The organism is Glaciimonas sp. OK215, assembly GCF_057787885.1.
Window position 1 is genome coordinate 3,094,585 of sequence record NZ_CM173544.1, and the last position, 23,451, is coordinate 3,118,035.

Below are 23,451 nucleotides of genomic sequence, written 5' to 3' on the forward strand. Positions count from 1 at the left end.
TTAGTCACAGCGGTGTGCCGAGCCGGCGACGGCGCGGAAAGATGATCTGACCAAGCGCCCACAGACCAAAACGCATCATCAGAGATAACACGAGGTAGATCAGCGCTACGACGATGTAAGTTTCAAACGAACGGAAGGTGTCAGACTGTATCCGGTTTGCCACTGCCATCAGTTCTTCAGCGGAAATCTGTGACACGATCGAGGTGGCAAGCATCAATAGCACAAACTGACTAGTAAGCGCCGGGTAGACACGTTCCGTAGCCGGACGCAGAATCACATGCCAATACACTTGGATCTTCGACAAGCCGAGACACTCCGCAGCCTCGATCTGGCCCTTATGTAGAGACTCCATGCCTGCACGCATGATTTCACTGGAGTATGCCGCGACGTTGATAACCAACGCCAGAACCGCGACAACAAACACGGACAGCTTTAAGCCCAATGTTGCCAAGCCAAAATACACGAAAAATATTTGGACCAGTAACGGTGTGTTCCGAATAGTCTCGACATACACGGTACATAACTTGGCGATCCACGTCTGGCCGCTACGCCGCCCGATCGCGCAAAACGTGCCCAGAATAAATCCAAACACCGTTGCAAGAAACGAGAGTGCGATCGTGAGCCATGCGCCTCGCAATAGCTGCGGCAACGCGTCGATAACGGGTCCAAACTCGAATTGAATATTCATGCCTCCTCCTATTGAATACATGCCACCAAAGTGCTGAAGACCGGACCTCAGCAATGTGCAGAGGTTGATGGACTTCAAGTTTGAATAAAGCACGATTTGACGCGGTCTAATGCCGCTAGATCAGTATGTATAACATACTAGTATGGTGTCAAATGGTTTTTATTAAAATTGGGGTAAATCAAAAATAATTCATCACCAGTTGCAAAGAGTGCCGTCATGCGCCAAGCGATTCACCGGCAAGTAGGCGCGTTGGTAGGGGTATTTTTCAGCCAGTTTTTCATCGATTTCGACGCCATGCCCAGGTTTTTCGCTAGGATGTAAAAAACCGTCCTTAAACCAGTAATCATGTGGGAAGACCGCATCAGTTTCATCCGTGTGTTGCATGTATTCCTGAATGCCAAAGTTCGGCACCCATGTGTCAAAATGCAATGCGGCCCCCATGCATACGGGCGATAAATCAGTCGCGCCGTGGCAACCGGTGCGGACCTGGTACATGGCTGCGAGGTCGGCGATGCGGCGCAGATGGGTAATGCCGCCAGCATGAACGATGGTTGCGCGGATATAGTCGATATACTGATTTTCAATCAAATCCTTGCAATCCCAGATGGTATTGAATATTTCTCCGACTGCAATGGGCGTAACGGTATGTTGACGGATCAGGCGAAATGCGTCCTGGTTTTCCGCAGGCGTCGGGTCTTCCATCCAGAACAAACGGAAGGGCTCGAGCGACTTGCCCAATCGGGCTGCTTCGATTGGCGTCAGTCGGTGATGAACGTCATGCAGTAAATGATGTTCCCAGCCAAGTTTGTTGCGCAGGCGATCGAACAGCTTTGGCGCATAATCGAGATAGCGCTCCGTCGACCAATCATGCTCGGACGGCAACGAACCATCTGCTGGCTCATAAAATTTGCTGCCATTCGATACCCCATACACCTTCTGTAGACCCGGCACCCCTGTTTGCGCGCGAATCGCTTTATACCCCAGCGACGCATAGCGCAAAACTTCGTCCACAGTTTCTTCAATATCTTTACCATTCGCATGACCGTACACCATGACGCCGCTTCGACTCCTGCCGCCGAGTAACTGATACAACGGCATATTGGCTGCCTTAGCTTTGATATCCCACAATGCCGTGTCGACACCAGCAATCGCGCTCATCGTTACAGGTCCACGCCGCCAGTAAGCCCCCTTGTACAAATATTGCCAAATATCTTCGATCTGCTGAGGATCGCGCCCAATTAAGCAGGGAATGACATGATCGGTCAGGTAAGAAGCAACGGCCAGTTCCCGTCCGTTAAGGGTGGCATCGCCAATGCCGGTTAATCCTTCGTCGGTATAAATTTTCAAAGTGACAAAGTTGCGTCCAGGAGAGCAAATGATGACTTTTGCATCGGTAATTTTCATGGATTCCTCTCTATTAAATGGATGGGAAGATTGAAATTGGTTCGACCAGTATCGCACTTAAAAATTAAATTGGCCAGACCCATTTCAATTAATTGGATAACCTGTCTATAATTGGTCAACCAATATATACTTCCATGTAATGATGTTACCTGCCACCGGAGGCCATGATGAATCGATTCGCTCTTACTCCTAAAGATAGCGCCACCCGAGATGATGCAAGCACGCAGGATACTCGCCCGTACCGCGTCGTCGCCAAGCGCATCCAGGAATTAATTCAGGATGAAAAGATAGCGCCGGGAGGGCGCCTGGCGTCTGAACGTGACTTGGCCAAACAGCTCAATGTGGGCCGCGCATTGGTGCGCGAAGCGATGATTGCACTGGAATTAAGCGGTGTCGTGGAAGTTCGCCTTGGATCGGGCATCTATGTTAGCCAGCAGGAGGACGCTCCATCAGGTATGCACGAAATCGGCTCCGGCCCCTTTGAAATCCTTTCTGCGCGTCGGCTAATCGAAAGTGAGATTGCCGCAATAGCAGCCCGAATGGCAACGGACAGTGCCATCGATGCCATCATGAACGCGGTCAATGACATGGAGCGTTTCTACAGCGACCGGAAGCGCAATGAAGAAGCTGACCGCACTTTCCATCTGGCGATTGCCAGAGCGACCGGCAATACTGCACTGGTTCAGGTAGTCGAAGGCCTGTGGAATCAACGCGGCAGGCTATGGAGCAAGATGGACGAACACTTCCATACTGACGAATTGCGTCATGCAACATTGGCCGACCATCGACGGATTTTGGAAGCGATTGCCACCCGAGACCCGGCAGGCGCAAAGCGTGCTATGCGCGCGCACCTCGAACGTGTAACGCGTGAATTCTCACGCGGGTGGGGGCCTAAAGATTCTGCAGTTCCCCCTCGCACGTGATTCAAATTCAACTTTACGTCGCTGACGTGCAGGCCAGGCAACGTTTGCCACTGCTAGATACAGTTCTACCAAACCATAAATCCAGGATGCCGTGCATCCGCTAACTGTTTAAGAAATGAATATGCGACTCAATAATGCGGCACTGTCGACGATATCAGCGAATGGCAAGGCATCAACGCCTGAGTACGATCGAGATGTCTTAGCCCCCGGAATTATCCACCTTGGACTGGGTGCATTTCACCGCGCCCATCAAGCCGTATACACCGATACGGTGCTTGCGGCAGGCGATGCCCGTTGGGGTATTGTCGGTGTATCGTTGCGTCAATCCGATACCCGCGATGCGCTCGCAGCGCAAGACAATCTTTATACCGTGGCAGTACGCGATGCGTCCGGCGAACGATTGCGGGTCGTCGGTGCCTTGGTCGGATCGCTGGTTGCTCCTGAGCAACCGCAAGCGGTGCTGGATGCGATGGCAGATCCCCGCTGCCACGTTGTCAGTCTGACCGTGACTGAAAAAGGGTATTGTCACGATCCTGCAAGCCAGGCATTGCGCTTGGACCACCCGGATATTGCGCACGATTTAGCGCACCCCGCCGCGCCGCGATCCGCAATTGGCTTCATCGTACGTGCCCTGGCGCTGCGCCGCGCCGCCGGCATCGCGCCGTTTACCGTTCTGTCTTGCGACAACTTGCCATCAAACGGGGCCACCACGCGGGCAATGGTACTGTCTTTCGCCACCGAGATCGACATTGATCTTGCAGACTGGATAGCGCGTTTCGGCGCATTCCCGAATTCAATGGTTGACCGCATCGTCCCGAAAACGACTGAGGAAGACCGTGCGCGTGTCGCTGCGCGGCTCGGCGTATACGATGCGTGGCCCGTCATGACGGAGGATTTCAGCCAGTGGATAATCGAAAACAAATTTGTTGGTTCCCGGCCGCAATGGGAAGATGCAGGCGCAACAATTGTGTCAGACGCGCAGCCGTACGAACACGCCAAGCTGCGGATGCTCAATGGCAGTCATTCAACCCTGGCCTACCTCGGCGTATTGGTCGGATACGAAACCGTTGACCAGGCAATGGCGGATACGAAATTGGCACACTTTGTAGAACGCATGTTGGCCGACGAAATAGAGCCAACCTTGTTGCGCCCTGGCTTGCCTGCCTATCGCGCCGAATTGCTGGCACGGTTTCGTAACCCGGCGCTCCAACACAAACTTCAACAGATCGCCATGGATGGTTCGCAAAAGCTTCCGCAGCGTCTGCTTGGCACTATCCGTACGCATCTGGCCAGTGGCGCTCATTGCGAGCGATCGTGTTTTGCGATCGCCGGGTGGTTTCATTATCTGGCGGGACGTGATGAAACGCAGCGTACCTATGCGATTGCCGATCCCTTGGCAGAGTCGCTGCATGCTGCGGCGACCAGCGCCTCAGAACCGGCGGTCCGAGTCAATGCACTGTTAAACATCCATGCAGTGTTTGGTGACGACTTGCCACAAAACACCCGATTTGTTATGGAGCTAACGCACCATCTAACGCAGATCAGTGCGCACGGCGTGCTCAACGCATTGCAAAGTCTTTAGCGTCGAAAAGCAATGTGACAGCCCATGCCAATCTTGGCGAAAACAGTGGACTTCGAGGCGCACCATTTCCTGCGAGGGCAGAGGCCATATGGCTTCACCCGCCCTTGAGCCTGGTTGATCAAGGTAAAAATACCCACGAAATCTTAAAGGACAAATGATGCATGTTGACAAGCGATTCGATATCGTCGCGCTAGGCGAACCAATGATCGAATTCAACGAAGCCATCCCGGGACAGTACAGCCAGAGCTTCGGTGGTGACACCTCTAATTTCGCGATTGCTGCGGCACGGCAAGGCGCACGCGTGGCCTATTGCACCCGTCTTGGCGATGATCGATTCGGCCATATGCTGCTTGATCTATGGCACAGCGAAGGGGTCGATGATGTGGGCGTGCAGATCGATCCTGAGGCGCATACTGGCATATATTTCGTTACCCACGACGCAAAAGGGCATCATTTTCAATATATGCGTGCCGGCTCGGCTGCCAGCCGCATGCAGCCAGCCAGTCTGCCGTTTGGTGTCATTGGAAGTTGCCAGTACCTGCACGTATCCGGTATTACCCAGGCTATTAGCGCCAGTGCTTGCGACGCCGTATTCGCCGCAATCGAGATCGCCCATCATTCTGGTGCGCGTGTTTGCTACGACCCTAATTTACGGTTGAGTCTGTGGCCACTAGAGCGGGCGAAAGCAATCATTGAAAAGACAATTGGATATTCCGATGTATTTTTGCCTGGCCTGGATGAAGCCTTGATCCTGGCCGGCGTGGACAGTCGTGATGCCGTGTTCAATTGGTGCGCGCGCCATGGTGCGCGACAAGTCGTCTTGAAGTGCGGTGCCGAGGGGGCATGGATCTGGCAGCACGATCAGCGCGTGGCACGTCATTTGCCACCGATGCTGGTACAACCGGTGGATGCTACCGGGGCAGGCGACTGTTTCGATGGTTCTCTGATAGCACGACTGGTTGCCGGAGATGATTTGGAAAATGCGGTGCGCTATGCCAACGTGGCGGCTGCTTTGTCGACCACCGGATATGGTGCAATTGCACCCATTCCGAACCAGGCCGAAGTCTTAACCCATTTAACTGAAACATCATTGCAAGATTGATTGCGATGAATTTGATGTCATGACCGTCGGAAGAAAATATGACATTGACACCGGACCTACTGCAAATGGCTTTGGTGCGAATTTTCCAGGCAGCTACACTTACCGCTTTTGAAGGCGGTGAATTGCGATGGCGAAGCTAAGAAGTATGGAGGAATTGTTCAAAGGCCGACATTTCGAACAAGAGATTATCATTCTGTGCGTTCGCTGGTATTTGCGATACAAGCTTTCTTTTCTCGACCTGGTCGAATTGATGGAATAGCGCGGATTGGCGATGAGCCTTACGACGATCATGCGTTGGGTGCAGCGGTCTGTACCCGAGTTCGAAAAACGCTGGAATCGCTACGCACGCAAGCCAGGACAATCGTGGCGAGTCGATGAAACGTATGTGAAGATTCGCGGCCGGTGGGTGTATCTATAACGTGCGGTTAATTGCGAGGGAAATACCGTCGATTTCCGTTTGAGCCCGAAGCGGGATGTGGCTGCAGCCAAGGCATTCTTGCGCAAGGCGGTCCGAACACAAGGCCGCGCACCGGAGAGCGTCACGTTCGATGGTTATGCGGCATCGCACCGTGCGGTGCGTGAAATGCGGTCAGAGAACGATGCATGGCACGATAAAATCACCACACTGAACAACTGAATTTGACCTGACAGTCGCCAACGTTAAATCGGGTAACTGTCAGGTCAAGTCTGAATGAAATGAACGCCTCCCTCCTGATGCAAGCGAGTCGTGCCGAGTTAATCCACCGCGCCGCCCGCTCTTGCACTGTAGAGGGTGCGGCGAGCGGCGCCATGGATAACTCTGCTGGCAAGGGAGTGAAGTTGGATGCGGGAGGCGGATCCTCACGGGCCGACGGCATCGAAGTGCCAAAAGGGGAAGAATGAAATCTTCACAGGCAAACCGGAGGATCCAACATGAATTCTACCAAAACCGTGGTCGGCGTGGATACGGCCAAACAGGTGTTTCAATTGCATTGGGTTGATACGGAGACAGGCGAAGTGTTCAGCAAGCAGCTCAAGCGAGCCAGGTTTCTGGAGCACTTTGCGAACATGGCGCCGTGCCTGGTTGGCATGGAAGCCTGCGGCGGGTCGCAGCATTGGGCGCGGCGCCTGCAGGAGATGGGACACGAGGTCAAGTTGATGCCGGGCAAGGCCGTCAAGGCCTTCGTGAGCGGCAACAAAAATGACGTCGCCGATGCGCGCGCCATCTGGCTGGCAGTGCAGCAGCCGGGCGTACGAGCGGTAGCGGTCAAGACCGAAGTGCAGCAGGCGGTACTGGCGTTACACCGGATGCGGCAGCAATTGGTGAAGTTCCGGACGATGCAGAGTAATGGCTTGCGCGGCTTGCTGGCCGAATACGGTGGTCGGACGGGCGGCACTAAACAGAGGCATGAAGGAGGCGCTGGCGCGGCTGGCGGAACGCTTGCCGGCGGTGTTGATCGATACGTTGCGCGAGCAGTGGGACATGCTGGCCAAGCTTGATGAGCAGATCGCAGAGATTGAGCGACGTTTGTCGGCGTGGATGAAGCAGGACAAGGGGTGCAAGAACATCGCCGAGATTCCCGATGTGGGCCTGCTGACGGCCACGGCCGCGGTGGCGACGATGGGCGATGCCAATACATTCAAGTCAGGGCGTGAGTTTGCCGCTTGGCTCGGGTTGGTACCCGGACAGGTCGGCACTGGCGGCAAGGTGAGATAGCTGGGTATCAGCAAGCGTGGCGACACGTATTTACGAATGCTACTAATCCAAGGCGCGCGCAGCGTGCTGTGTCATGCGAAGGAATCGGGAGCATGGGTTGAACAAATACAGAAACGGCGACCTTCGAACGTAGTCGCGGTGGCGATGGTCAATAAAACGGCCAGAACGATATGGGCCATGTTGGCACATGACAGGCAATACCAGAAGGACTACGTGAGCCTTAAGGCGACCTCTAAAAACCTCCCCGCCGCCCGCCCGAGTCAGTAAAATTCTGATTCCGAACCAAACGCCGAGTCCGACCGATGATGATGCCCAAGCCCAGCCTGTTTGCCGAAGAGGAACGCGGAAGCCGACGTTCCAGGTTGGGCGATCCGCTGGTCGGCTTATCTAAGCATGTCGACTTTGTGGCCTTGGCCGACGATATTGATAGCGCCTTGCCGCGCCCATCGCGGGCCAAAGGCGGCCGGCCACCCTATCCGACGGTGTTGATGGCTAAGATACTGATACTGCAGCAGCTCTACAACCTTGCGGACGACGCGCTTGAGTATCAACTTCTCGATCGCCGGAGCTTCCTGCAATTTCTCGGGCTCACCGAGAGCAGCACGATTCCCGATGCAAAGACAATCTGGCTATTCCGGGATCGCCTGGCGCAGGCGGGTTTGGGCACCAAGCTGTTTGAGCAGGTGCAGCAACAATTGCTGGCGCATGGTTACCTGGCGCGCTGCGGCCAGATCGTGGACGCATCGCTCGTGCAGGCTCCCGTGCAGCGTAACAAGCGCGACGAGGCCGACACCGTCAAGGAAGGCACAATGCCCATCACTTGGAAAGCGCACAAGCGCGCGCAGAAAGACGTCGATGCGAAGTGGACCAAGAAGCACGGCAAGAGCCACTTCGGCTACAAACTGCATGCGAGCATTGATAAGCGCCATAAGCTCATTCGCAAAGTCATCATCACGAATGCTGCCGTCGCAGACACCACTGTCTTTGAAGAACTGCTCGACCCCAACAACACCAGTCGCGATGTCTATGCCGACCGTGGCTACCCAAGCGCTGAACGCGAAGCGACCTTGAAACAGGCTGGATGGCGCGTTCAGATCCAGAGAAAAGGCAGCGCCACGAAGCCGATCTCGGATACGCAAAAGCAGCGCAACCGCCGCATTGCCACACCCCGCGCCCGCGTCGAACACGTCTTTGGCGCAATGAGGCAGATGGGTGGCAAGCTGGTGCGTTGCATGGGAATCGTGCGCACCACGTTTGCTTTGAACCTCAAGGCTGCCAGTTACAACCTGAAGCGACTCGTATTCTTGAAAGAGCGAGGTCTTCCGGCGTTCTAATTCGAAGGCCGAGCCGCCCAATTCGGCAGGCAATCGGTCCTGTTGACCCAGGCAATTGCGCCAGGAATCCCTGTTCTTGTATCACTCAAGCCAAACAAGCCGGTCTTAAATTCGTCGAGTTCCGCTTCCCCATCTCATCGCGTCAAAAGCTGGTTATTCGAGGTCCCCTTTAACGGCCGCTTTAGGGAAAATGGCCGGCCCATACCGACTATTGGCACCCAAGAACGATAACGCCTTCGCAGCACCCTGCTCCATTGCGAGGCTGTCGATGGCCTGACTAAGTAGAGGTTTGGGCCTTGTACCGGGGAACACCATGTAGGTGACGCCAGACTCGATGCCGACACCGCTGCCTCCGCCTTTTAGTTTCGTGCACGGATGCTCGCTCGTGTTGACACACTGAGGATTGCCAAGATCGGCATGGGCGCGCAATGAGGACTCACCGAGCCGGAACCAAGGCCCGGCATCGCCGACCACGCCGAAGGAGCATTTACCCCCCGCTTAACCACCACTGCCAGGTCACCCTTTCCAATACCGGTGTCTTTCAAAAAGGAAATTCCCACTGCAGGAACCGGCAGTGGAACGACGATGAATGGCACTTCTTCGGCATTGACAAAATGATCGGTAGAACCGGAATCGAAGGTGAGCCAAGTCTGAACGTCATTTGGCCAACCGCTTCCTCCAACGACCGGCGACCCGTCAGCATCGACCGACATCTTGGCGTTGAAAACGATGGTGCCATCCGGGTATTTTGAGACATGGGCAACCCTATTAGGGTCGATGGAACAACGTAACGGCTTGCCTTTATGTTTTGGCAGCGGCCGTCCGGCGAAAGTGTTGTCTGCATCGCAAACATCATACAGTTGCTTCCAGGTCTTGCCGCCGGTGTTACTGGCGACGAGCGCCTTGCCTGCATTGAGCTTTGGAAGCGCCGTTACTATCGCCGCGCAGGCAACATGCGCCGGCGTCGAGGCGGCCGGTACGCTGTCCGCTACTACCGCCTGATCTCGCAATCTGTTGCGCAAGACTGCTATCGCCTCCGCAAACAGGTTCAATTCGAAATTTTGCGGGTCGTCGTGAGCATCGGAAAGGCCTTGATCGATCGCCGCGTGAAACGCGGGTATCAGCCATACGCCACCACGCGCGCTGGCCGCAGCATAGAGCAAGGCCAACTTCTCATATTGGATAGCAGTAAAGCCGGGTATGGGCGCGATAGCATCGTTTTGCGCTCCACCCGATGAATCGCGGCGGCGCGGTTGCAGCAATTCAATATGCAGAAACAGTCCCTTGGCTGCCGTGCCGACTGCCAGTGTCTCAAGTTTGGTAGCGCGCCACGGCACTTTGAAGTCGTGCCCCACCAGCGTCTCGCCTATACGGTTGACGAAGACATGTGCAACCGAGTTTGGCACGTCAAAATTCGCCAATGCATTGAGCCTCGCAGCATCGTTGGGCGGGAAGCCGGCGACATTGCCAAGCGACGGCGAACTGGTGTCGTGTATAACAAAATAGCGCGCTGCTGGAGCCGAGACAGCGCCGCCCTGCGCATGTGACAGACTTGCATCCAGCGATCCGCCCATTTTGGCTTCTTCAATATTTTTGGTTGCAAGATATTTCTTCAGGTCGGCTCTCAACGACTCCACGGGCTCTCCGACAATTTGGGCCAGAGCCGGTGGCAGCAGCGCAGACACGACATCGACCTTGCCCCATTTGGCTACGTGCCGCAACAGACAGCCTGCCTGCTCCTGCGCCGTACCATGAAATTGGAGTGTGGCCTTGTCGAATCGGCATGCACCGACGTTTTCCGCCTGTGCGAGTGAGGCCATAAGAAGCAATAGGGTCAAGAGTGCGCGCATTATGATGTATCTCCCGTTCATCCGATTGTTTTACCCTGGAGCAACATTCTCGAACAGTATATCGTTACATATCTAGCCAGGAAGACAAAATTTTTTACATTGGGTATTGATCCGCAAGTTCGAAGCCGAGTGGGGCGTTCTAAACGGCAAGTGACTTCCTCTGGACAGGCCCCTTGTCCTGCATCCCGACAGACCCGTCCAAACCAGGGACTTATCCCGTCCACGTTCCTAAGTGAGGAATATTCCAAAGACAATTTCGAAGATGTGCGGGTTTGCGAGCAGAGAATTCAAGGAAATATTCCGCACTATCTTCCTTGAAACCCTTGCTGGAAGCCATTCTGCGGGCAGTATCCTACGGGACTGTACATGGCAGAACGATAGAACGACTTTACTCTCGTTGTTATCCACAGAATCTGTGGATAACAACGAGCTTCTTCGCAGCATGTCCGCACCAATAGGCGCTCTTACTGCTCCGCACATTTTTTAGGCACTTCGCTATACCCGCAGCAATCACTGACTGATAACAAAAGGAAGTTTGATCGCGGCAAATTCTTCATGAGGAGAATTTGGAACGACCGACTGGAATACCCAATTTTTCAAGGAATACCTATTGATGCGCGCTCCCTGCACTGTCCGCCAGTAGACCGCGATTTGCGAACGCCGCATCCGTGAACTTGAACACGACCTGCTGCATACCACGCATCTGCTCAATGAAGACCGTCGGACCGGGCTGCTCAATCGACGCAACTTCCAACATCTGTGTGAAATATTGTCAGTCAGCGCTAGCCATCCGAAAACCCTCGAATAAAAGTGAATTACGGATGGCGTACGGCCGCACCACACGTCCTCTTCTTGAACGCGCCTGCGCAAGGTGCAATACTTAAATCGCTATTTGTGAGCATCGTGCTTACACAGCCTTCACCCGGACCGCTGGTCGGGTCGCGTGAAGTCCGGCATCCGTTGCCGGCGTAGCGGTCGTTACCCGCCCTGAAGCGGTCGGACGTGTTCCGATCAAGTCACGAAAGTGATTCGTACTCCGGTCAGCCTCATCGGCTGAATATTCCGCACATCGAATGACCCGTTGGTCTGCTGGTGTCGCGTGCCGAGCGTTTGACCGTGCCGTGTGCCTGGTCGATGTGCGGTATTGAGAATGGTGTTTGAAGCAGGCCCCCAGTTCGCAAGGACCGAGGGCCTTTTGTTTTTTACACGCGCAGCGTCAACGATACGCGTGCGATCACCGAGCGCCTCTGGGCAGCACTGACAGAGGCATCCCAAGCGGGGAGCATCGTTCCCTGCCGGGGACTGGTGTTCCCCTTCTTCATTGAAGGAGAACGCCATGTTCGTAGCAAATCTCGATCGCGAAAGTCGCCTAGTCTGCGTGCTGTTAGGCGGTTCCGGTATCCGCCGGTTCGTTGCACAGAAACAACTGGATGTCTGCACGTTGTTGAAGCCGCGCACCGCCCGTATGGATGCAGGCCAGTGCCGATGGTTTTCATTACCCTACCGAGGATGGTTGATCGCCATGATTAACCTTTCCCGCAAACGTGTTTCGGCTCGCGCTGATGAGGCTGCGCAAGACGATCCGGAACGTGTTCTGGAGATGATCGGGCAGTTGGAGTAGTCAGGCGAGATCGCGCCGTGAACATAGCATCGTGATGACTTCCATATGGAGGCTGTCAGTTTGACAGCACTTTTCATCATCGCAACCCTGGGGAGACTTCGCCGCTTCCCCATCGGGAATGGCGTTCCCCTATTTTTCGGAGAACCCCATGTCCCAAGAGAAATTTCATCGTTCCCGTTCCCGGCGCTTCGGCGTCGATTTCGAAGAGGAGAAGGCCTGGATCAGCTTCTACCGCCGTGTCGGTAATCCTGCCATCGCTGTCGAAGTGATGAACCAGCTCGAATCCGATCCGGAGATGAAGCGGACCCACCTCGCTCTCTATCTGCGCTGCAAGGAAGGTTTGCGCACGCAGAAAATGCGACAGGCGCGTAACAAACGCATCGGCCAGTTCGTTCGCATGCTGTCCAACGCCGTGTTCGTGCTGCCTGTTATCGCAATCCAACGGTTGTTGCATCAAAGCGGCGAATTTGCCGTTGAGTGTCTGCCCGAGGTCCGCAAGGACCCGGCTGTGCGGCCAGTGGGCCGCCTGACGCGAGAACCCGAGTTCGCGCAAGCGCAATCGGAGTTCAACGATCAGGTTGCTGCACCATCCGCCCGACAGATAAATGTCGGGAAAGCGGCCAAAATAGCGTAATCGGCACAGACCGTTCTTCGGCAAGTTGTATCTCCGGAGGTCCGTCGTTCCTCCCATAGTGACGCTTGCAGCATTCGTTGTACGCGTCCAGAACGTCGAGCGCCCTCATCCTCACCGGCTTCGAGCCGGTGCCCTTCGTGAAGCGCTCGGCTTCTGTTCTATCTAGATTCGTTCGAACGCATTTTTATCCACTGCTGCCACTACCGCAGCGCAGGCGTTCCCGGTCCATCAGCCAATGCAAAAATTGCGTCTCTTCCGACACGCCCCAATAATGCCGTTTGCATTGTCCGATGTACGCGTCCAGGTCGTCGAGCGTTTTCACGTCCACCGGCGCGAAGCCGGTGATCTTCGTGAAACGCGCGACTTCCTTTCGGGTCAGTCGAATGTGATTACCAAGGCAGATCATCGTCAGGGCTCAACATGTCATTGCATGACGACGATTTTCGCGCGATTTTATTTGCTTGTCTCACCTCTTCGTTGGATTTCTCAAACATTTTTTCGCCTGCTGCTGTAGTGACACCACAGTGTGACTACACTGACACTTCACCCCTGCCTACCGTCCCACCCTGACGCGGTTTGCGGCAATTCTGCAACATCCTTGATGTCCGCATTAGTGGCTATATAACCAAATCAGCTCCATGCCGACGGATCAATCTCGATAGGACCACTGCGCTTGGAATCGAGATTGACAGCACGCCGTGTTGCCGAGTCCATCTAACTGGCTCCTTAGCAGCGATAGCGGGCCATGGAATCGGCAACGCGACCGGCGCGAACCGGCTAATAGCGGCCATTGAGGCCTAAGCTGGCAGCCACAAGGTCAAAACTAAAGTGCTAGTCATCTGTTGTTCACCGCTTTCCTTTAGAAATATCGGATCTTAAATGTATAGTGCTGCTAATCTCTTTAGCACGGGCCGCAATCGCAATACAATCGAGCAGAGTTGCAACAGCAACGTTAGGAGCGGAAGTTACGCGCTGCAACACGCCAATTTCCCTAAAAAAGCCTTTACCTCCCAACGGCAGAACACGTAACTTATTGCTTGATGCGCCTGCTGCGAGATCGTAAGGAATAATCGCCACGCCAAGCCCTTTCCTCACCATCTCCATGATAACCATAGGCTCGTCTAGCTCCATGGTGTCATTCACATGCAGGCGAGTTCGTTTCAGGTAGCGGTCCACTAACTGGCCGCCGTAGGATCTGCGGCTGTAGCGCAAAAATGGATGCACAGCCAATAAGTCCTTGACCGATGTCTCGCGTGCCGACAAAGGTGCGATCGCGACATAGGTCTCGTGCAGCATTGTTGTCCATTTCAATCCCTTGGTCATCTTCAGATTAGGGCGAATCATGATCGCGATTGACAAATCGTTGCTGTCAATCTGTGACATCAGTTGGACCGATGTTCCTGGAACCACGTTCACCTCGACCAAGGGCAATCTCTTCCTGAAATCAGCCAAGGCTGTCGGCAGCAATCTAAGTTGGACGGTTGAGATCGCGCCGATATCGATTTTTCCACGGGTGGCGACCACCTCGGTCTGCCCCTTCATCGATTCAAAAAGCCTGATGATTTCTTCAGAAGTGCGAAGCAGTTGCTTGCCGTGTTCGCTTACGGTGACGGATTTCCCCACACGAGTGAAGAGTTCACAATTCAATTCATCTTCCAAACGCTTAATCTGCATGCTTACCGCAGACTGTGTCAAGCCAAGCCTGGCGCCAGCGGTCGAGAACGACCCCAGTTGCGCTGCGGCGATAAACGTCTTCAGATAGCGAATCATGCTTATGAAAAATTAGAATTAGAATGATCAAAAACGATAATTTTACATCACAAATCTGTATATATAAACTGCGTTAAATCCCTAGCATGCAAAGGGATTTGCAATGGCAAGCGATTCGCCTTGTCCTTAGCCGACTTGCCCATCATCAATCGACAATTAGGAAAGAAAATTCAAGATGACATCGACGTCACTGTTCCATTTGGCATTCCCCGTGAACGACATTGCCGAGGCGCGTGCCTTTTATGGTGATCTGCTGGGCTGTCCTGAAGGTCGCAGCTCCGAAATATGGGTGGACTTCAATTTCTATGGGCATCAACTGGTGGCGCACCTGGCACCAGATGAAACCGGTTTTAGCGTGAGCAATTCAGTGGATGACCATGATGTGCCGTCACGGCATTTCGGAGCGATCTTGTCCTTGCCCGAATGGGAGGCACTGGCTGCGAAGCTGAAAGCCGCCAACATCAAATTCATCATCGAGCCGTATATTCGTTTCAAGGGAGAGGTCGGCGAGCAGGCCACGATGTTTTTCCTGGATCCGTCCGGCAATGCATTGGAGTTCAAATCGTTTGCGAACATGGATTACATCTTCGCAAAATAATCACTGAAATCATCAGAGGAATAGAAATGAAAAAGCTCATACTGGTGCTCTGCCTCATCGGCAGCCAAACCATGCAATCGAGTCAGGCGGCACAAGGCGAAGAACTGAACGGGACACTGAAGAAAATCAAGGAAAAAGGCCTGATTGTGCTGGGCGTTCGCGATTCGACCAAACCGTTTTCCTATCAGAACGACAAGCAGGATTACGAAGGCTATGCGATCGATTTGTGTCTTTCCATCGCCAAGAACATACAGCGCAAGCTCGGCATGTCGCAACTGGATATCACAATGTTGCCGGTGACATCATCAAGCCGCATTCCTTTAATTCAAAACGGCACGGTCGATATCGAATGCGGCAACACGACCAATACGGCAGAACGTCAGAATATCGTGGAATTCTCGCCTACATTTTACGTCAGCGGTTCCCGCCTCCTGAGCAAGCGCAGTAGCAACGTGCAGACGCTCGCCGATCTTCGTGGCAAGAAGCTCGCTATCAATAGCGGCACTACACATATCAAGATGATCACCATACTCAATAATGAGCAGAAGCTTGGTATCGACATTGTTACGTCACGCGATACTGCGGATGGAGTTCTGCTCGTGGAGAGCGGTCGGGTTGCCGCTTTCATGAACGACGATATTGTGCTCGCTTCGCTGGCTGGCAGCAGCAAAATCAAGAATGAGCTAGTCATCAGCAAAGATGCGCTTTCCGTCGAACCGTTCGGGCTAATCTATGGCAAGAACGATCCAGCGTTCAAACAGGTGGTCGATACCAGCATCACGAACATCTTCAAGTATGGGGACATCAACAAGCTCTATGCAAAATGGTTTCAATCGCCGGCGCTGCCGCATGGCCAGAATCTGAATTGGCCGATGAGCCCGGAAACTCAGGCCGCCATCGCGAAGGTCACCAACTCATCCAATCCAACTGACTACGCGCCGTTACCAAAGGAACAGTTGTCGGTGGCTAAGAAGAAGTAGCGTGTTGCCGCCGATAAATTCTGAATTTCTGGATCGCGGTGTAGAGGAGGTCAGTTTTGAAACGTTGAATAGCTATCTCATCAACGTTGAGACACGCAGATGACACGGTTTGTTCAAGGCGAAGAACGCACCCAAGGCGCTTTACTTCCAGAGCATTTGGATGACTACGTCACAGAAAATAATCCGGTCCGCATGATCAATGTCGTTGTCGATGAACTCAGCCGATATCGCCGCGTAAGCAGAACAAGCGCTTGCACGCGGTGTGCGGACTGCAATCGTAGTGCGGATGTCTATTTGAAAAAACCATTCGTGCAGATCGTATGAAACTGCCAAAACTCATCGCTGCCCTTGCCGGTGCCAGCAGCGGCGAAGAAAATGAAGAAGCTAGTATCGGCGCTCTGTTCATTGGCGGGCAAGCAGCGCAATCAAGTCAGGCATCCAAAAAGTACATACAGTAAGGAGACAATATGGAAACTCTCATCGAGAGCCGAAAGAATTTCGCAGTACCACGCAAGCCTCGAATGGGGCTTGCGTGGCAGATCGCCATAGGTCTTGTTGTCGGCATTATCATTGGCTTGGTATTGAACCAACATCCCCAGTATCGGACATCGTTCATCACCGAAATCCTTCAGCCTGCCGGGGACATATTCATCAAGCTCATCAGAATGATTGTCGTTCCGATCGTCTTCACAAGCATGATTGTCGGCATCGCCGGCGTAGGTGACGGTAAGTCGCTCGGGCGTATCGGCTTGAAGACCCTTATTTATTTCGAGGTTATTACCACGATCGCCATCGTGATTGGGCTGATCGTTGGTAACGTTCTGCAGCCGGGAGCGGGTACCGACATGTCCCTGTTGGGACACGTCGACTTGGCGAAGTTTCAGCAAACCGCCGCCCAGCAGGCCCAAGGACATCATGGGTTTATGTCACTGATTCTGGGTATCACTCCCGACAATATCTTCGCGGCGATGGCAAAAGGCGATCTACTTCCAGTGATTTTTTTCTCGGTTCTGTTCGGGCTTGCTCTCCAGTCGGTGCCGGAAGAGTTCCGGACGCCAGTGATCGCGACGTTGAAGGGAATCGCTGAGGCAATGTTCAAAGTGACCGGGATGGTCATGCACTACGCGCCCGTCGGCGTCTGTGCACTGATTGCCGTGACGGTTGCAAATTTCGGCTTCCAGTCCCTGTTCCCTTTACTGAAACTGGTTGGAGTGACTTACCTTACCATCATCGTGTTTACGCTGGTGGTACTCGGGACAACTGCCAGACTCTTCGGTTTTAGTATTTTCACACTGCTTCGCATCATCAAAAGTGAGCTCATCATTGCGTTCTCGACATGCAGTTCAGCGACCGTGTTGCCCCAGTTGATGAAGAAAATGGAGGACTACGGGGTACCGAAAAGCATCGCGACGTTTGTCGTTCCGACAGGGTACACCTTCAACCTTGATGGCGCGTCCCTCTATCTGGGAATCGGCACACTGTTCGTTGCTCAACTTTACGGCATCCATCTGGGGTTCCAGGAGCAGATCCTCCTGACTCTCACGATGGTCGTTACATCGAAAGGTGCGGCAGGCGTGCCAGGATTCATGCTGGTCATCTTGCTTACAACACTGGCAAGCGCGGGTTTGCCTCTCGAGGGACTCGCATTCATCGCGGGCGTCGACAGGCTAATGGACATGGGACGTACTGCATTAAATGTTATAGGCAATGCACTCGCGCCGCTCGTAATCGCGAAGTGGGAAGGACAATATGATCAGCAAAAGGGGGACGCTTATATTGCGGCGCTTGGTGACTGAGGTAAGGGAGGCGGAGCTGGGCGACCTTCGATTCGCAGCCTCTCAGCTACTTGTTTATCGATGCATCAATAGAGACAAATAATTCACGGCAATCGGTATTAACCAAGGCGCGAGAAATGCAGTTAGTACGCCATTCAATCCCATACCCAAACCGGCGAATGCTCCCATCTCCGGGCTGACTTGAAATGCACGCGCGGTGCCAATTCCATGTGAGGTTACGCCGAGTGCAAATCCGCGCACTTCATGCGAATCGATGCGCATCCAGTTAAATAGAAAACGGGCTATGACCGCACCGAAGATGCCGGTGCCAATGACGAGTACCGCCGTTAATGCAGGAAGACCCCCCAGCTTCTCAGAAACGCCCATGGCAATCGGTGTCGTTACAGATTTCGGTCCGATAGATATGCCGAGTTGATAGGAGCCTCCCATCAGACCGATAATGGCGACGGCAGAGATAATGGCTGTTGTCGCTCCGGAAAACAATCCGCAAATGAGCGGCAAGAATGAACGGCGCAGGCGCGGCAACTGACGTGCCAGCGGAATGGCCAAAGCGACCGTGGCAGGGCCGAGCAGGAAATGCACGAACTGCGCCCCTGAAAAATAATCGCGATATGACATGCCCGTACTCTCCAATATCAAGACAATCAATGCAATCGAAATAGCGACAGGATTGGCGAGAGGAGAAAATTTGAAGCGGCCATACAAGCAGAAAGCGCTGACGTATGCACATAAAGTCATTGTCAGACCAAGTAACGGTGATCCGGCAAGATATACCCAGATCGATCCAATCTCCGGGATGCTATGCATGGTCATTCCCTTCTGGCTGCTTGTCGCGCTGGAGCGCCATAACCAGCCGCATCGCGGCAGCGGTTACAGCAAGGGTGAGGATGGTACTGACAAGGACCGAAACAATAACCGCCAACCAGTGACCGCGAACCGTGGCTGCCGAGACGATAATGCCGACGCCTGCAGGGACAAACAGCAACGATAAGTGACGCAGCAGTTCACTACCGGTTGCCTCAATGCGTTCAAGCAGGCCGGGCGAAATCAGCAGGGCCACAAACAAGAACAACATGCCGACAACAGGACCGGGGATCGGCAAGCTTAAGGCAAATGTGATCCCCTCGCCAAGACACTGAAAAATGAGTAGGGTGGCGAACGTTGCAAGCATCAAGTTACTCCTCTGTGGGATAGGAACTGCTCGCTCGCACCTTGCCGCGCATACTCGAAAACTGAAGCGTTATCGTCATTCGCAATGCGAGCGCTACAAAGGTTAACTCTTTTTGAGTTCCCCGGCAAAGCCGCAGAGCTTGCCAAATTAGATAAGTCGATAGCACTGACGGAATCCAACATAAGGGGCTTGGGAACCCGGATGGGTCTTAAAACATACTCATTAAACCCAATATTTTCGTTCCACCTTCCGGTGCGGTTTTCAGAAATGCCTTCCATGTGGCGTGCGATACGGCCCGCTTCCACGTCGAGGCTTCATTCAAGGTTTGAATATGTACCACCATCCCTTTTTCCTTCAGTCCTTTTATCGCGTCTTCCGCAGCATGTTCGGTGATGGCAATCGCATCTTGCTCCGCTCTTGCGGCAGCTGCCTCAATCGCTATCCTGTTTTTTGGAGAAAGCTTTTCATACCATGAAGGATCAACATACATTACGTAATACACAACCATGTAATTGGGTGCGACAGTACCAAATTTTTGAAACGCGTAGTATTTCTTGCTGTAAGCGGCAGCCAAATCGGTCATGCCTACATCCAATGTTTCTGATATAAGAGCCTTGGGAATTTCAGGGGCCGGCATCACGGTCGGAATGGCGCCGATTTTGGACAATCCGGTATCGAGCAATGTGTTAACTCCTCGAATTTTCATCCCTTTCAGGTCTTCCAGAGTGACCATTGGCTTTTTATTCGAGGTATAAATTGTCTGACGGGAAACATAGAACCATGCCAAGCTTTTGACACCGCGGGTAGCAAGCTTGCCATCCAAATATTTACGTGCCTCCGACTCTGGAAATCTTCTGATGTCCTCCAGGTTCTCAAACACATACGGCAGATTGAGCACCAGCGTTTCAGGTAGCAAGCTTCCCCATTGAAAGTCAGTGCTCACGGCTGCTTCGATCTTTCCTTTCGTCACCGCGGATATATTTTCCGTGGCTTTGAAAAGCTGTTCCGAGCCTTGCAGGTGAACTTCGACCTCTCCATTGGTGCGCAGTTTTACATCCGACGCAAAGCCTTCCAGTATTTTTGTCAAGTGATAAGCATCCGGAGCCTGATGCGATACGCGCATCACAATCCTGTTGTTTACTTCCGCACCGGAAGCCAGTGTGGAAATGGATACAGCAATAAAAAAGATGTCGAACCTATTCATTCTCCGCCCCGAATTTTTATTTGAACATCTAAAGAGCGTGCATGTTCACGTTGACCGCCTTCATACGATGGACACTGCAGGCAACACCGTGCCGGAGCAGTCGCCAAAGCCGATGCGCCGCATGCCAGGTCGCTCGCAATAGCCACGGAGGATGACCGTATCACCATCTTCGAGATAGGTCCGAGTCTCGCCGTTGGATAAGCGCAGCGCCTGCTTGCCGCCCTGGCTCAATTCCAGCAACGAACCGCCCTGCTCTGGCGCCGAGCCTGACAGGGTTCCAGTACCGAGCAGGTCGCCGGTGCACAGGTTGCAGCCGTTTATCGTGTGGTGTGCGATTAACTGCGCGACGGTCCAGTAGGCGTCGCGGTAGTTCGAGCACGTCAGACGTTCGGCTGGTCGTCCTGCTTTCTGCATCGCTTCGGTTTGCAACCACACCTCCAGCTTGATATCGATCGCGCCGCTCAAACGATTTGCCGGCGAATCCAGATACGGCAAGGGTTCCGGATCAGCCTCTGGACGCTGAAACGGGACACGAAAGGGCTGCAACGCTTCGAGCGTGACGATCCACGGAGACACCGTGGTGGCAAAGTTCTTTGAGAGGAACGGTCCCAGGGGCTGATACTCCCAGGCCTGGATGTCGCGTGCGCTCCAGTCATTGAACAAAGTGAAGCCAAACACATGTTCCTCGGCATCCGCCATCGAAATCGCTGCGCCCAAGACGTTCGGGGTGGAGACAATCGCGCCAAGTTCCAGCTCGTAGTCGAGCCGCCGAGACGGCCCGAAAGTCGGCATGGAAGCGCCCGCATCCATGGTCTGACCGCGTGGCCGGCGAAAGCTGTGCCCACTGGCTCGGATGGACGACGCGCGACCGTGATAGCCAATCGGTACCCACTTGTAATTTGGTAGCAACGGGTTGTCCGGCCGGAATAGCTTGCCCACGGTCGTCGCGTGATGAATGCCGGTGTAGAAATCGGTGTAATCGCCGATCTGACAAGGCAAACTTAACTCCACGTCAGCCTGCGGCACCAAGGCTCCGCGTGCGCACCAATTATCCTGGCGTGCGCTGCCGACACTCAGGCCTTGAGACACGGCCACCCGCAATGCTTCGCGCACTTCGCGACCTGTCTTCATCAGGCGGTTCATGTCGTAGGAATCGATCAACTTTGCGCGTTTAAGGTCGAGCACCTGGTTGCCAATGGCGACGCCGATGCGCCAGTCCATATCGATGGCGCGACGGAATCGTCCGAACGGCAGATTCTGAATCGGAAAATCGGTCGCCGGATCGTTGGCCGATTCAACCCAACTCAATAGCGCCGGATCAAGGGTACGGTTCAGTGGTGTGTTCATGCTCGCGTCTGCCTTTCAGTGTTTCAACTCGTTGGCGTGCAGGAAAGCGGCATGTTTCGGTGCGCGCTTGGTGCGCGACCATTCTTCCAGCATGTCCCATTTCACCGCATCGAGCTTCGCGAGCATCGCCTGTTCTTCCGGATCGGGACAAGCCAGTTCGAGCCGGTGACCATTCGGGTCGAAGAAGTAGATCGAATGGAACACGCCGTGGTCGGTGACACCCAGCACTGCAACGCCATTCTTCTCCAGATGCTCCTTGAATTCGAGTAACTCTGCGCGGTCCTTGACCCTAAAGGCGATATGTTGGACCCAGCCCGACGTGTTGGGGTCGCGACCCATCTCGGGCTTGGTCGGTAGTTCGAAGAACGCCAGCACATTACCCATACCGGCATTCAGGAACAGGTGCATGTAGGGATCCGGCTCGTGGGTCGACGGTACCTCATCCTCGGCAATGGCTAGCACGAAGTCCATGTTGAGAGCATTTGCTGATACCAAAGCACGGTCTCCTTGGCGTCTTTGCAACGGTAGGCGACGTGGTGAATTTTTTCGATCTTCATCGTGTAAATCCTTGATTGGTTGTAGCGCATGGGCTGCAGATGTGTCGGCGGCGCCGATTCGCCACGTCGTGCGCACTGCGCGCGCGGTGGCCGCACACCTGTTTCACGCGGCCTGAATCACTCCGCGCCTTACCTGATCGCGTTCGATCGACTCAAACAAAGCCTTGAAGTTGCCTTCACCGAATCCGTCATCGCCTTTGCGCTGGATGAACTCGAAGAAAACCGGGCCCAACAGCGTTTCGGAAAAAATCTGTAGCAGCAGGCGTTTGTCGCCTTGATCGCTGACGCCATCGAGCAGAATGCCGCGTGCCTGCAACTCGCCGGCCGGCTCGCCATGGCCCGGCAGACGGCCTTCGAGCATTTCGTAATAGGTTGCCGGCGGCGCACTCATGAGCGGCACGCCGGCCTTGCGCAGACTGTCCACGCTGGCGAGCAGGTCATCGGAGAGCAGCGCAATGTGCTGGATGCCTTCGCCGTTGAACTTCATCAGGAACTCTTCGATTTGGCCGCCGCTGCCGGACGCTTCCTCGTTCAATGGAATGCGGATTTTTCCATCCGGCGCTGTCATGGCGCGTGAGGTCAGACCGGTGTACTCGCCCTTGATGTCGAAGTAGCGGATCTCCCTGAAGTTAAAGATGCGCTCGTAGAAGCTGGCCCAGTAGCTCATGCGTCCGCGGTACACGTTGTGCGTGAGGTGGTCGATCAGCTTGAGGCCGTGTCCGACCGGATGACGCTCGACGCCGTCAATGAATTCGAAATCGATGTCGTAGATCGCCCGGCCGTCGGTGTAACGATCGATCAGATACAGCGGTGCGCCGCCGATGCCTTTGATGGCGGGCAGGCGCAGCTCCATCGGTCCGGTCGGCAGTTCTAGCGCCTGCGCGCCGAGTTCCAGTGCGCGGACGTAGGCTTTGGGCGCGTCCTTGACCCGGAAGGCCATGCCGCAGGCGGATGGGCCATGCTCGGCAGCGAAGAACGATGCAACGCTGTTCGGCTCGTTATTGAGAATGAAGTTGATGTCGCCCTGGCGGTACAGCGCCACGTCCTTGGAGCGATGGACGGCCACCTTGGTGAAACCCAGCAGCGCAAAGACAGGTTCCAGCACGTTGGGGATCGGGGATGCAAACTCGACGAACTCAAAACCCATGAGTCCCATCGGATTTTCGAAAAGATCAGCCATTTCAGTGTTCCTTG

21 protein-coding genes and 3 pseudogenes are annotated in these 23,451 nt (G+C 54.2%); 13 read left to right on the forward strand and 11 right to left on the reverse strand.

Annotation, left to right across the window (positions count from 1 at the left end):
• Window positions 1-4: 4 nt before the first annotated feature.
• Window positions 5-688 carry an amino acid ABC transporter permease gene (locus AC3CHX_RS13960; RefSeq protein WP_488644596.1) on the reverse strand — a complete coding sequence of 228 codons (684 nt, stop codon included), beginning with the start codon at window positions 686-688 and terminating at the stop codon, window positions 5-7.
• A 192-nt stretch (window positions 689-880) separates the two neighbouring features.
• The gene (gene manD, locus AC3CHX_RS13965; protein ID WP_488644597.1) at window positions 881-2,092 is read right to left on the reverse strand and encodes a D-mannonate dehydratase ManD; all 1,212 of its coding nucleotides are present in this window, start codon (window positions 2,090-2,092) and stop codon (window positions 881-883) included.
• A gap of 167 nt (window positions 2,093-2,259) precedes the next feature.
• Here manD and AC3CHX_RS13970 point away from each other — a divergent pair, with 167 nt between their 5' ends.
• The 7 genes and pseudogenes from AC3CHX_RS13970 to AC3CHX_RS14000 all read left to right on the forward strand — a co-directional run bounded on the left by AC3CHX_RS13970 (window position 2,260) and on the right by AC3CHX_RS14000 (window position 8,729).
• On the forward strand, window positions 2,260-3,015 hold the full coding sequence (locus AC3CHX_RS13970) for a FadR/GntR family transcriptional regulator (protein WP_488644825.1): 756 nt from the start codon (window positions 2,260-2,262) through the stop codon (window positions 3,013-3,015).
• A gap of 121 nt (window positions 3,016-3,136) precedes the next feature.
• Complete coding sequence (locus tag AC3CHX_RS13975) at window positions 3,137-4,597, forward strand: mannitol dehydrogenase family protein (RefSeq protein ID WP_488644598.1); 1,461 nt, start codon at window positions 3,137-3,139, stop codon at window positions 4,595-4,597.
• 154 nt (window positions 4,598-4,751) lie between these two features.
• Entirely contained in the window at window positions 4,752-5,699 is a 948-nt protein-coding gene (locus tag AC3CHX_RS13980) for a sugar kinase (protein ID WP_488644599.1), read from the forward strand.
• A 127-nt stretch (window positions 5,700-5,826) separates the two neighbouring features.
• A pseudogene (locus tag AC3CHX_RS13985) lies at window positions 5,827-6,336 on the forward strand (IS6 family transposase).
• Between the two features lie 59 nt (window positions 6,337-6,395).
• Window positions 6,396-6,581 (forward strand): hypothetical protein, encoded by a 186-nt coding sequence (locus tag AC3CHX_RS13990; protein WP_488644600.1) that lies wholly within the window; start codon window positions 6,396-6,398, stop codon window positions 6,579-6,581.
• 30 nt (window positions 6,582-6,611) lie between these two features.
• Window positions 6,612-7,662, forward strand: a pseudogene (locus AC3CHX_RS13995) (IS110 family RNA-guided transposase).
• 35 nt (window positions 7,663-7,697) lie between these two features.
• The gene (locus AC3CHX_RS14000; protein ID WP_488644601.1) at window positions 7,698-8,729 is read left to right on the forward strand and encodes an IS5 family transposase; all 1,032 of its coding nucleotides are present in this window, start codon (window positions 7,698-7,700) and stop codon (window positions 8,727-8,729) included.
• A 359-nt stretch (window positions 8,730-9,088) separates the two neighbouring features.
• On the opposite strand, the gene AC3CHX_RS14005 is transcribed toward AC3CHX_RS14000, so the two are convergent.
• Complete coding sequence (locus tag AC3CHX_RS14005; protein ID WP_488644602.1) at window positions 9,089-10,579, reverse strand: hypothetical protein; 1,491 nt, start codon at window positions 10,577-10,579, stop codon at window positions 9,089-9,091.
• A 1,336-nt stretch (window positions 10,580-11,915) separates the two neighbouring features.
• On the opposite strand from AC3CHX_RS14005, the gene AC3CHX_RS14010 reads away from it, so the two are divergent.
• Window positions 11,916-12,200 (forward strand): hypothetical protein, encoded by a 285-nt coding sequence (locus AC3CHX_RS14010; protein WP_488644603.1) that lies wholly within the window; start codon window positions 11,916-11,918, stop codon window positions 12,198-12,200.
• Between the two features lie 148 nt (window positions 12,201-12,348).
• Window positions 12,349-12,834: a hypothetical protein gene (locus AC3CHX_RS14015; RefSeq protein WP_488644604.1), complete on the forward strand. Its 486-nt coding sequence runs from the start codon at window positions 12,349-12,351 to the stop codon at window positions 12,832-12,834.
• Window positions 12,835-13,018: 184 nt separating this feature from the next.
• On the opposite strand, the gene AC3CHX_RS14020 is transcribed toward AC3CHX_RS14015, so the two are convergent.
• Together AC3CHX_RS14020 and AC3CHX_RS14025 are read right to left on the reverse strand one after the other, a co-directional pair.
• On the reverse strand, window positions 13,019-13,240 hold the full coding sequence (locus AC3CHX_RS14020) for a hypothetical protein (protein WP_488644605.1): 222 nt from the start codon (window positions 13,238-13,240) through the stop codon (window positions 13,019-13,021).
• A 440-nt stretch (window positions 13,241-13,680) separates the two neighbouring features.
• The gene (locus tag AC3CHX_RS14025) at window positions 13,681-14,604 is read right to left on the reverse strand and encodes a LysR family transcriptional regulator (protein WP_488644606.1); all 924 of its coding nucleotides are present in this window, start codon (window positions 14,602-14,604) and stop codon (window positions 13,681-13,683) included.
• A 175-nt stretch (window positions 14,605-14,779) separates the two neighbouring features.
• On the opposite strand from AC3CHX_RS14025, the gene AC3CHX_RS14030 reads away from it, so the two are divergent.
• The 4 genes from AC3CHX_RS14030 (at window position 14,780) to AC3CHX_RS14045 (ending at window position 17,978) form a co-directional block, all read left to right on the forward strand.
• A complete protein-coding gene (locus AC3CHX_RS14030; protein ID WP_488644607.1) occupies window positions 14,780-15,202 on the forward strand; it encodes a VOC family protein in 423 nt (140 codons plus the stop codon).
• Window positions 15,203-15,228: 26 nt separating this feature from the next.
• Window positions 15,229-16,182: an amino acid ABC transporter substrate-binding protein gene (locus AC3CHX_RS14035; RefSeq protein WP_488644608.1), complete on the forward strand. Its 954-nt coding sequence runs from the start codon at window positions 15,229-15,231 to the stop codon at window positions 16,180-16,182.
• 320 nt (window positions 16,183-16,502) lie between these two features.
• The gene (locus tag AC3CHX_RS14040) at window positions 16,503-16,640 is read left to right on the forward strand and encodes a hypothetical protein (RefSeq protein WP_488644609.1); all 138 of its coding nucleotides are present in this window, start codon (window positions 16,503-16,505) and stop codon (window positions 16,638-16,640) included.
• A 9-nt stretch (window positions 16,641-16,649) separates the two neighbouring features.
• Window positions 16,650-17,978 carry a cation:dicarboxylate symporter family transporter gene (locus AC3CHX_RS14045; protein WP_488644610.1) on the forward strand — a complete coding sequence of 443 codons (1,329 nt, stop codon included), beginning with the start codon at window positions 16,650-16,652 and terminating at the stop codon, window positions 17,976-17,978.
• Between the two features lie 54 nt (window positions 17,979-18,032).
• On the opposite strand, the gene AC3CHX_RS14050 is transcribed toward AC3CHX_RS14045, so the two are convergent.
• The 6 genes and pseudogenes from AC3CHX_RS14050 to hppD all read right to left on the reverse strand — a co-directional run bounded on the left by AC3CHX_RS14050 (window position 18,033) and on the right by hppD (window position 23,437).
• Window positions 18,033-18,785, reverse strand: a complete 753-nt coding sequence (locus AC3CHX_RS14050) for an LrgB family protein (RefSeq protein ID WP_488644611.1) — start codon at window positions 18,783-18,785, stop codon at window positions 18,033-18,035.
• Complete coding sequence (locus tag AC3CHX_RS14055; protein WP_488644612.1) at window positions 18,778-19,149, reverse strand: CidA/LrgA family protein; 372 nt, start codon at window positions 19,147-19,149, stop codon at window positions 18,778-18,780. The genes AC3CHX_RS14050 and AC3CHX_RS14055 overlap by 8 nt, the downstream gene beginning before the upstream one ends.
• Before the next feature lie 208 nt (window positions 19,150-19,357).
• Window positions 19,358-20,353 carry a TRAP transporter substrate-binding protein DctP gene (dctP, locus tag AC3CHX_RS14060; protein WP_488644613.1) on the reverse strand — a complete coding sequence of 332 codons (996 nt, stop codon included), beginning with the start codon at window positions 20,351-20,353 and terminating at the stop codon, window positions 19,358-19,360.
• Between the two features lie 60 nt (window positions 20,354-20,413).
• Window positions 20,414-21,700, reverse strand: a complete 1,287-nt coding sequence (gene fahA / locus AC3CHX_RS14065; RefSeq protein WP_488644614.1) for a fumarylacetoacetase — start codon at window positions 21,698-21,700, stop codon at window positions 20,414-20,416.
• Between the two features lie 15 nt (window positions 21,701-21,715).
• Window positions 21,716-22,257: pseudogene (locus AC3CHX_RS14070) on the reverse strand (VOC family protein).
• Between the two features lie 103 nt (window positions 22,258-22,360).
• A complete protein-coding gene (gene hppD / locus AC3CHX_RS14075; protein ID WP_488644615.1) occupies window positions 22,361-23,437 on the reverse strand; it encodes a 4-hydroxyphenylpyruvate dioxygenase in 1,077 nt (358 codons plus the stop codon).
• Between the last annotated feature and the right edge of the window lie 14 nt (window positions 23,438-23,451).

Bases quoted from the DNA above. Each gene is read 5' to 3' on its own strand.
- AC3CHX_RS13980 (WP_488644599.1), top strand. From the start codon at position 4,752: ATGATGCATGTTGACAAGCGATTCGATATCGTCGCGCTAGGCGAACCA.
- AC3CHX_RS13970 (WP_488644825.1), top strand. From the start codon at position 2,260: ATGAATCGATTCGCTCTTACTCCTAAAGATAGCGCCACCCGAGATGAT.
- AC3CHX_RS14025 (WP_488644606.1), bottom strand. From the start codon at position 14,604: ATGATTCGCTATCTGAAGACGTTTATCGCCGCAGCGCAACTGGGGTCG.
- AC3CHX_RS14050 (WP_488644611.1), bottom strand. From the start codon at position 18,785: ATGCATAGCATCCCGGAGATTGGATCGATCTGGGTATATCTTGCCGGA.
- AC3CHX_RS14000 (WP_488644601.1), top strand. From the start codon at position 7,698: ATGATGATGCCCAAGCCCAGCCTGTTTGCCGAAGAGGAACGCGGAAGC.
- AC3CHX_RS14020 (WP_488644605.1), bottom strand. From the start codon at position 13,240: ATGATCTGCCTTGGTAATCACATTCGACTGACCCGAAAGGAAGTCGCG.
- AC3CHX_RS14040 (WP_488644609.1), top strand. From the start codon at position 16,503: ATGAAACTGCCAAAACTCATCGCTGCCCTTGCCGGTGCCAGCAGCGGC.
- dctP (WP_488644613.1), bottom strand. From the start codon at position 20,353: ATGAATAGGTTCGACATCTTTTTTATTGCTGTATCCATTTCCACACTG.
- hppD (WP_488644615.1), bottom strand. From the start codon at position 23,437: ATGGCTGATCTTTTCGAAAATCCGATGGGACTCATGGGTTTTGAGTTC.
- AC3CHX_RS14005 (WP_488644602.1), bottom strand. From the start codon at position 10,579: ATGCGCGCACTCTTGACCCTATTGCTTCTTATGGCCTCACTCGCACAG.
- manD (WP_488644597.1), bottom strand. From the start codon at position 2,092: ATGAAAATTACCGATGCAAAAGTCATCATTTGCTCTCCTGGACGCAAC.
- AC3CHX_RS14055 (WP_488644612.1), bottom strand. From the start codon at position 19,149: ATGCTTGCAACGTTCGCCACCCTACTCATTTTTCAGTGTCTTGGCGAG.
- AC3CHX_RS14015 (WP_488644604.1), top strand. From the start codon at position 12,349: ATGTCCCAAGAGAAATTTCATCGTTCCCGTTCCCGGCGCTTCGGCGTC.
- AC3CHX_RS13975 (WP_488644598.1), top strand. From the start codon at position 3,137: ATGCGACTCAATAATGCGGCACTGTCGACGATATCAGCGAATGGCAAG.
- AC3CHX_RS14035 (WP_488644608.1), top strand. From the start codon at position 15,229: ATGAAAAAGCTCATACTGGTGCTCTGCCTCATCGGCAGCCAAACCATG.
- AC3CHX_RS14045 (WP_488644610.1), top strand. From the start codon at position 16,650: ATGGAAACTCTCATCGAGAGCCGAAAGAATTTCGCAGTACCACGCAAG.
- AC3CHX_RS14030 (WP_488644607.1), top strand. From the start codon at position 14,780: ATGACATCGACGTCACTGTTCCATTTGGCATTCCCCGTGAACGACATT.
- fahA (WP_488644614.1), bottom strand. From the start codon at position 21,700: ATGAACACACCACTGAACCGTACCCTTGATCCGGCGCTATTGAGTTGG.
- AC3CHX_RS13990 (WP_488644600.1), top strand. From the start codon at position 6,396: ATGAACGCCTCCCTCCTGATGCAAGCGAGTCGTGCCGAGTTAATCCAC.
- AC3CHX_RS14010 (WP_488644603.1), top strand. From the start codon at position 11,916: ATGTTCGTAGCAAATCTCGATCGCGAAAGTCGCCTAGTCTGCGTGCTG.
- AC3CHX_RS13960 (WP_488644596.1), bottom strand. From the start codon at position 688: ATGAATATTCAATTCGAGTTTGGACCCGTTATCGACGCGTTGCCGCAG.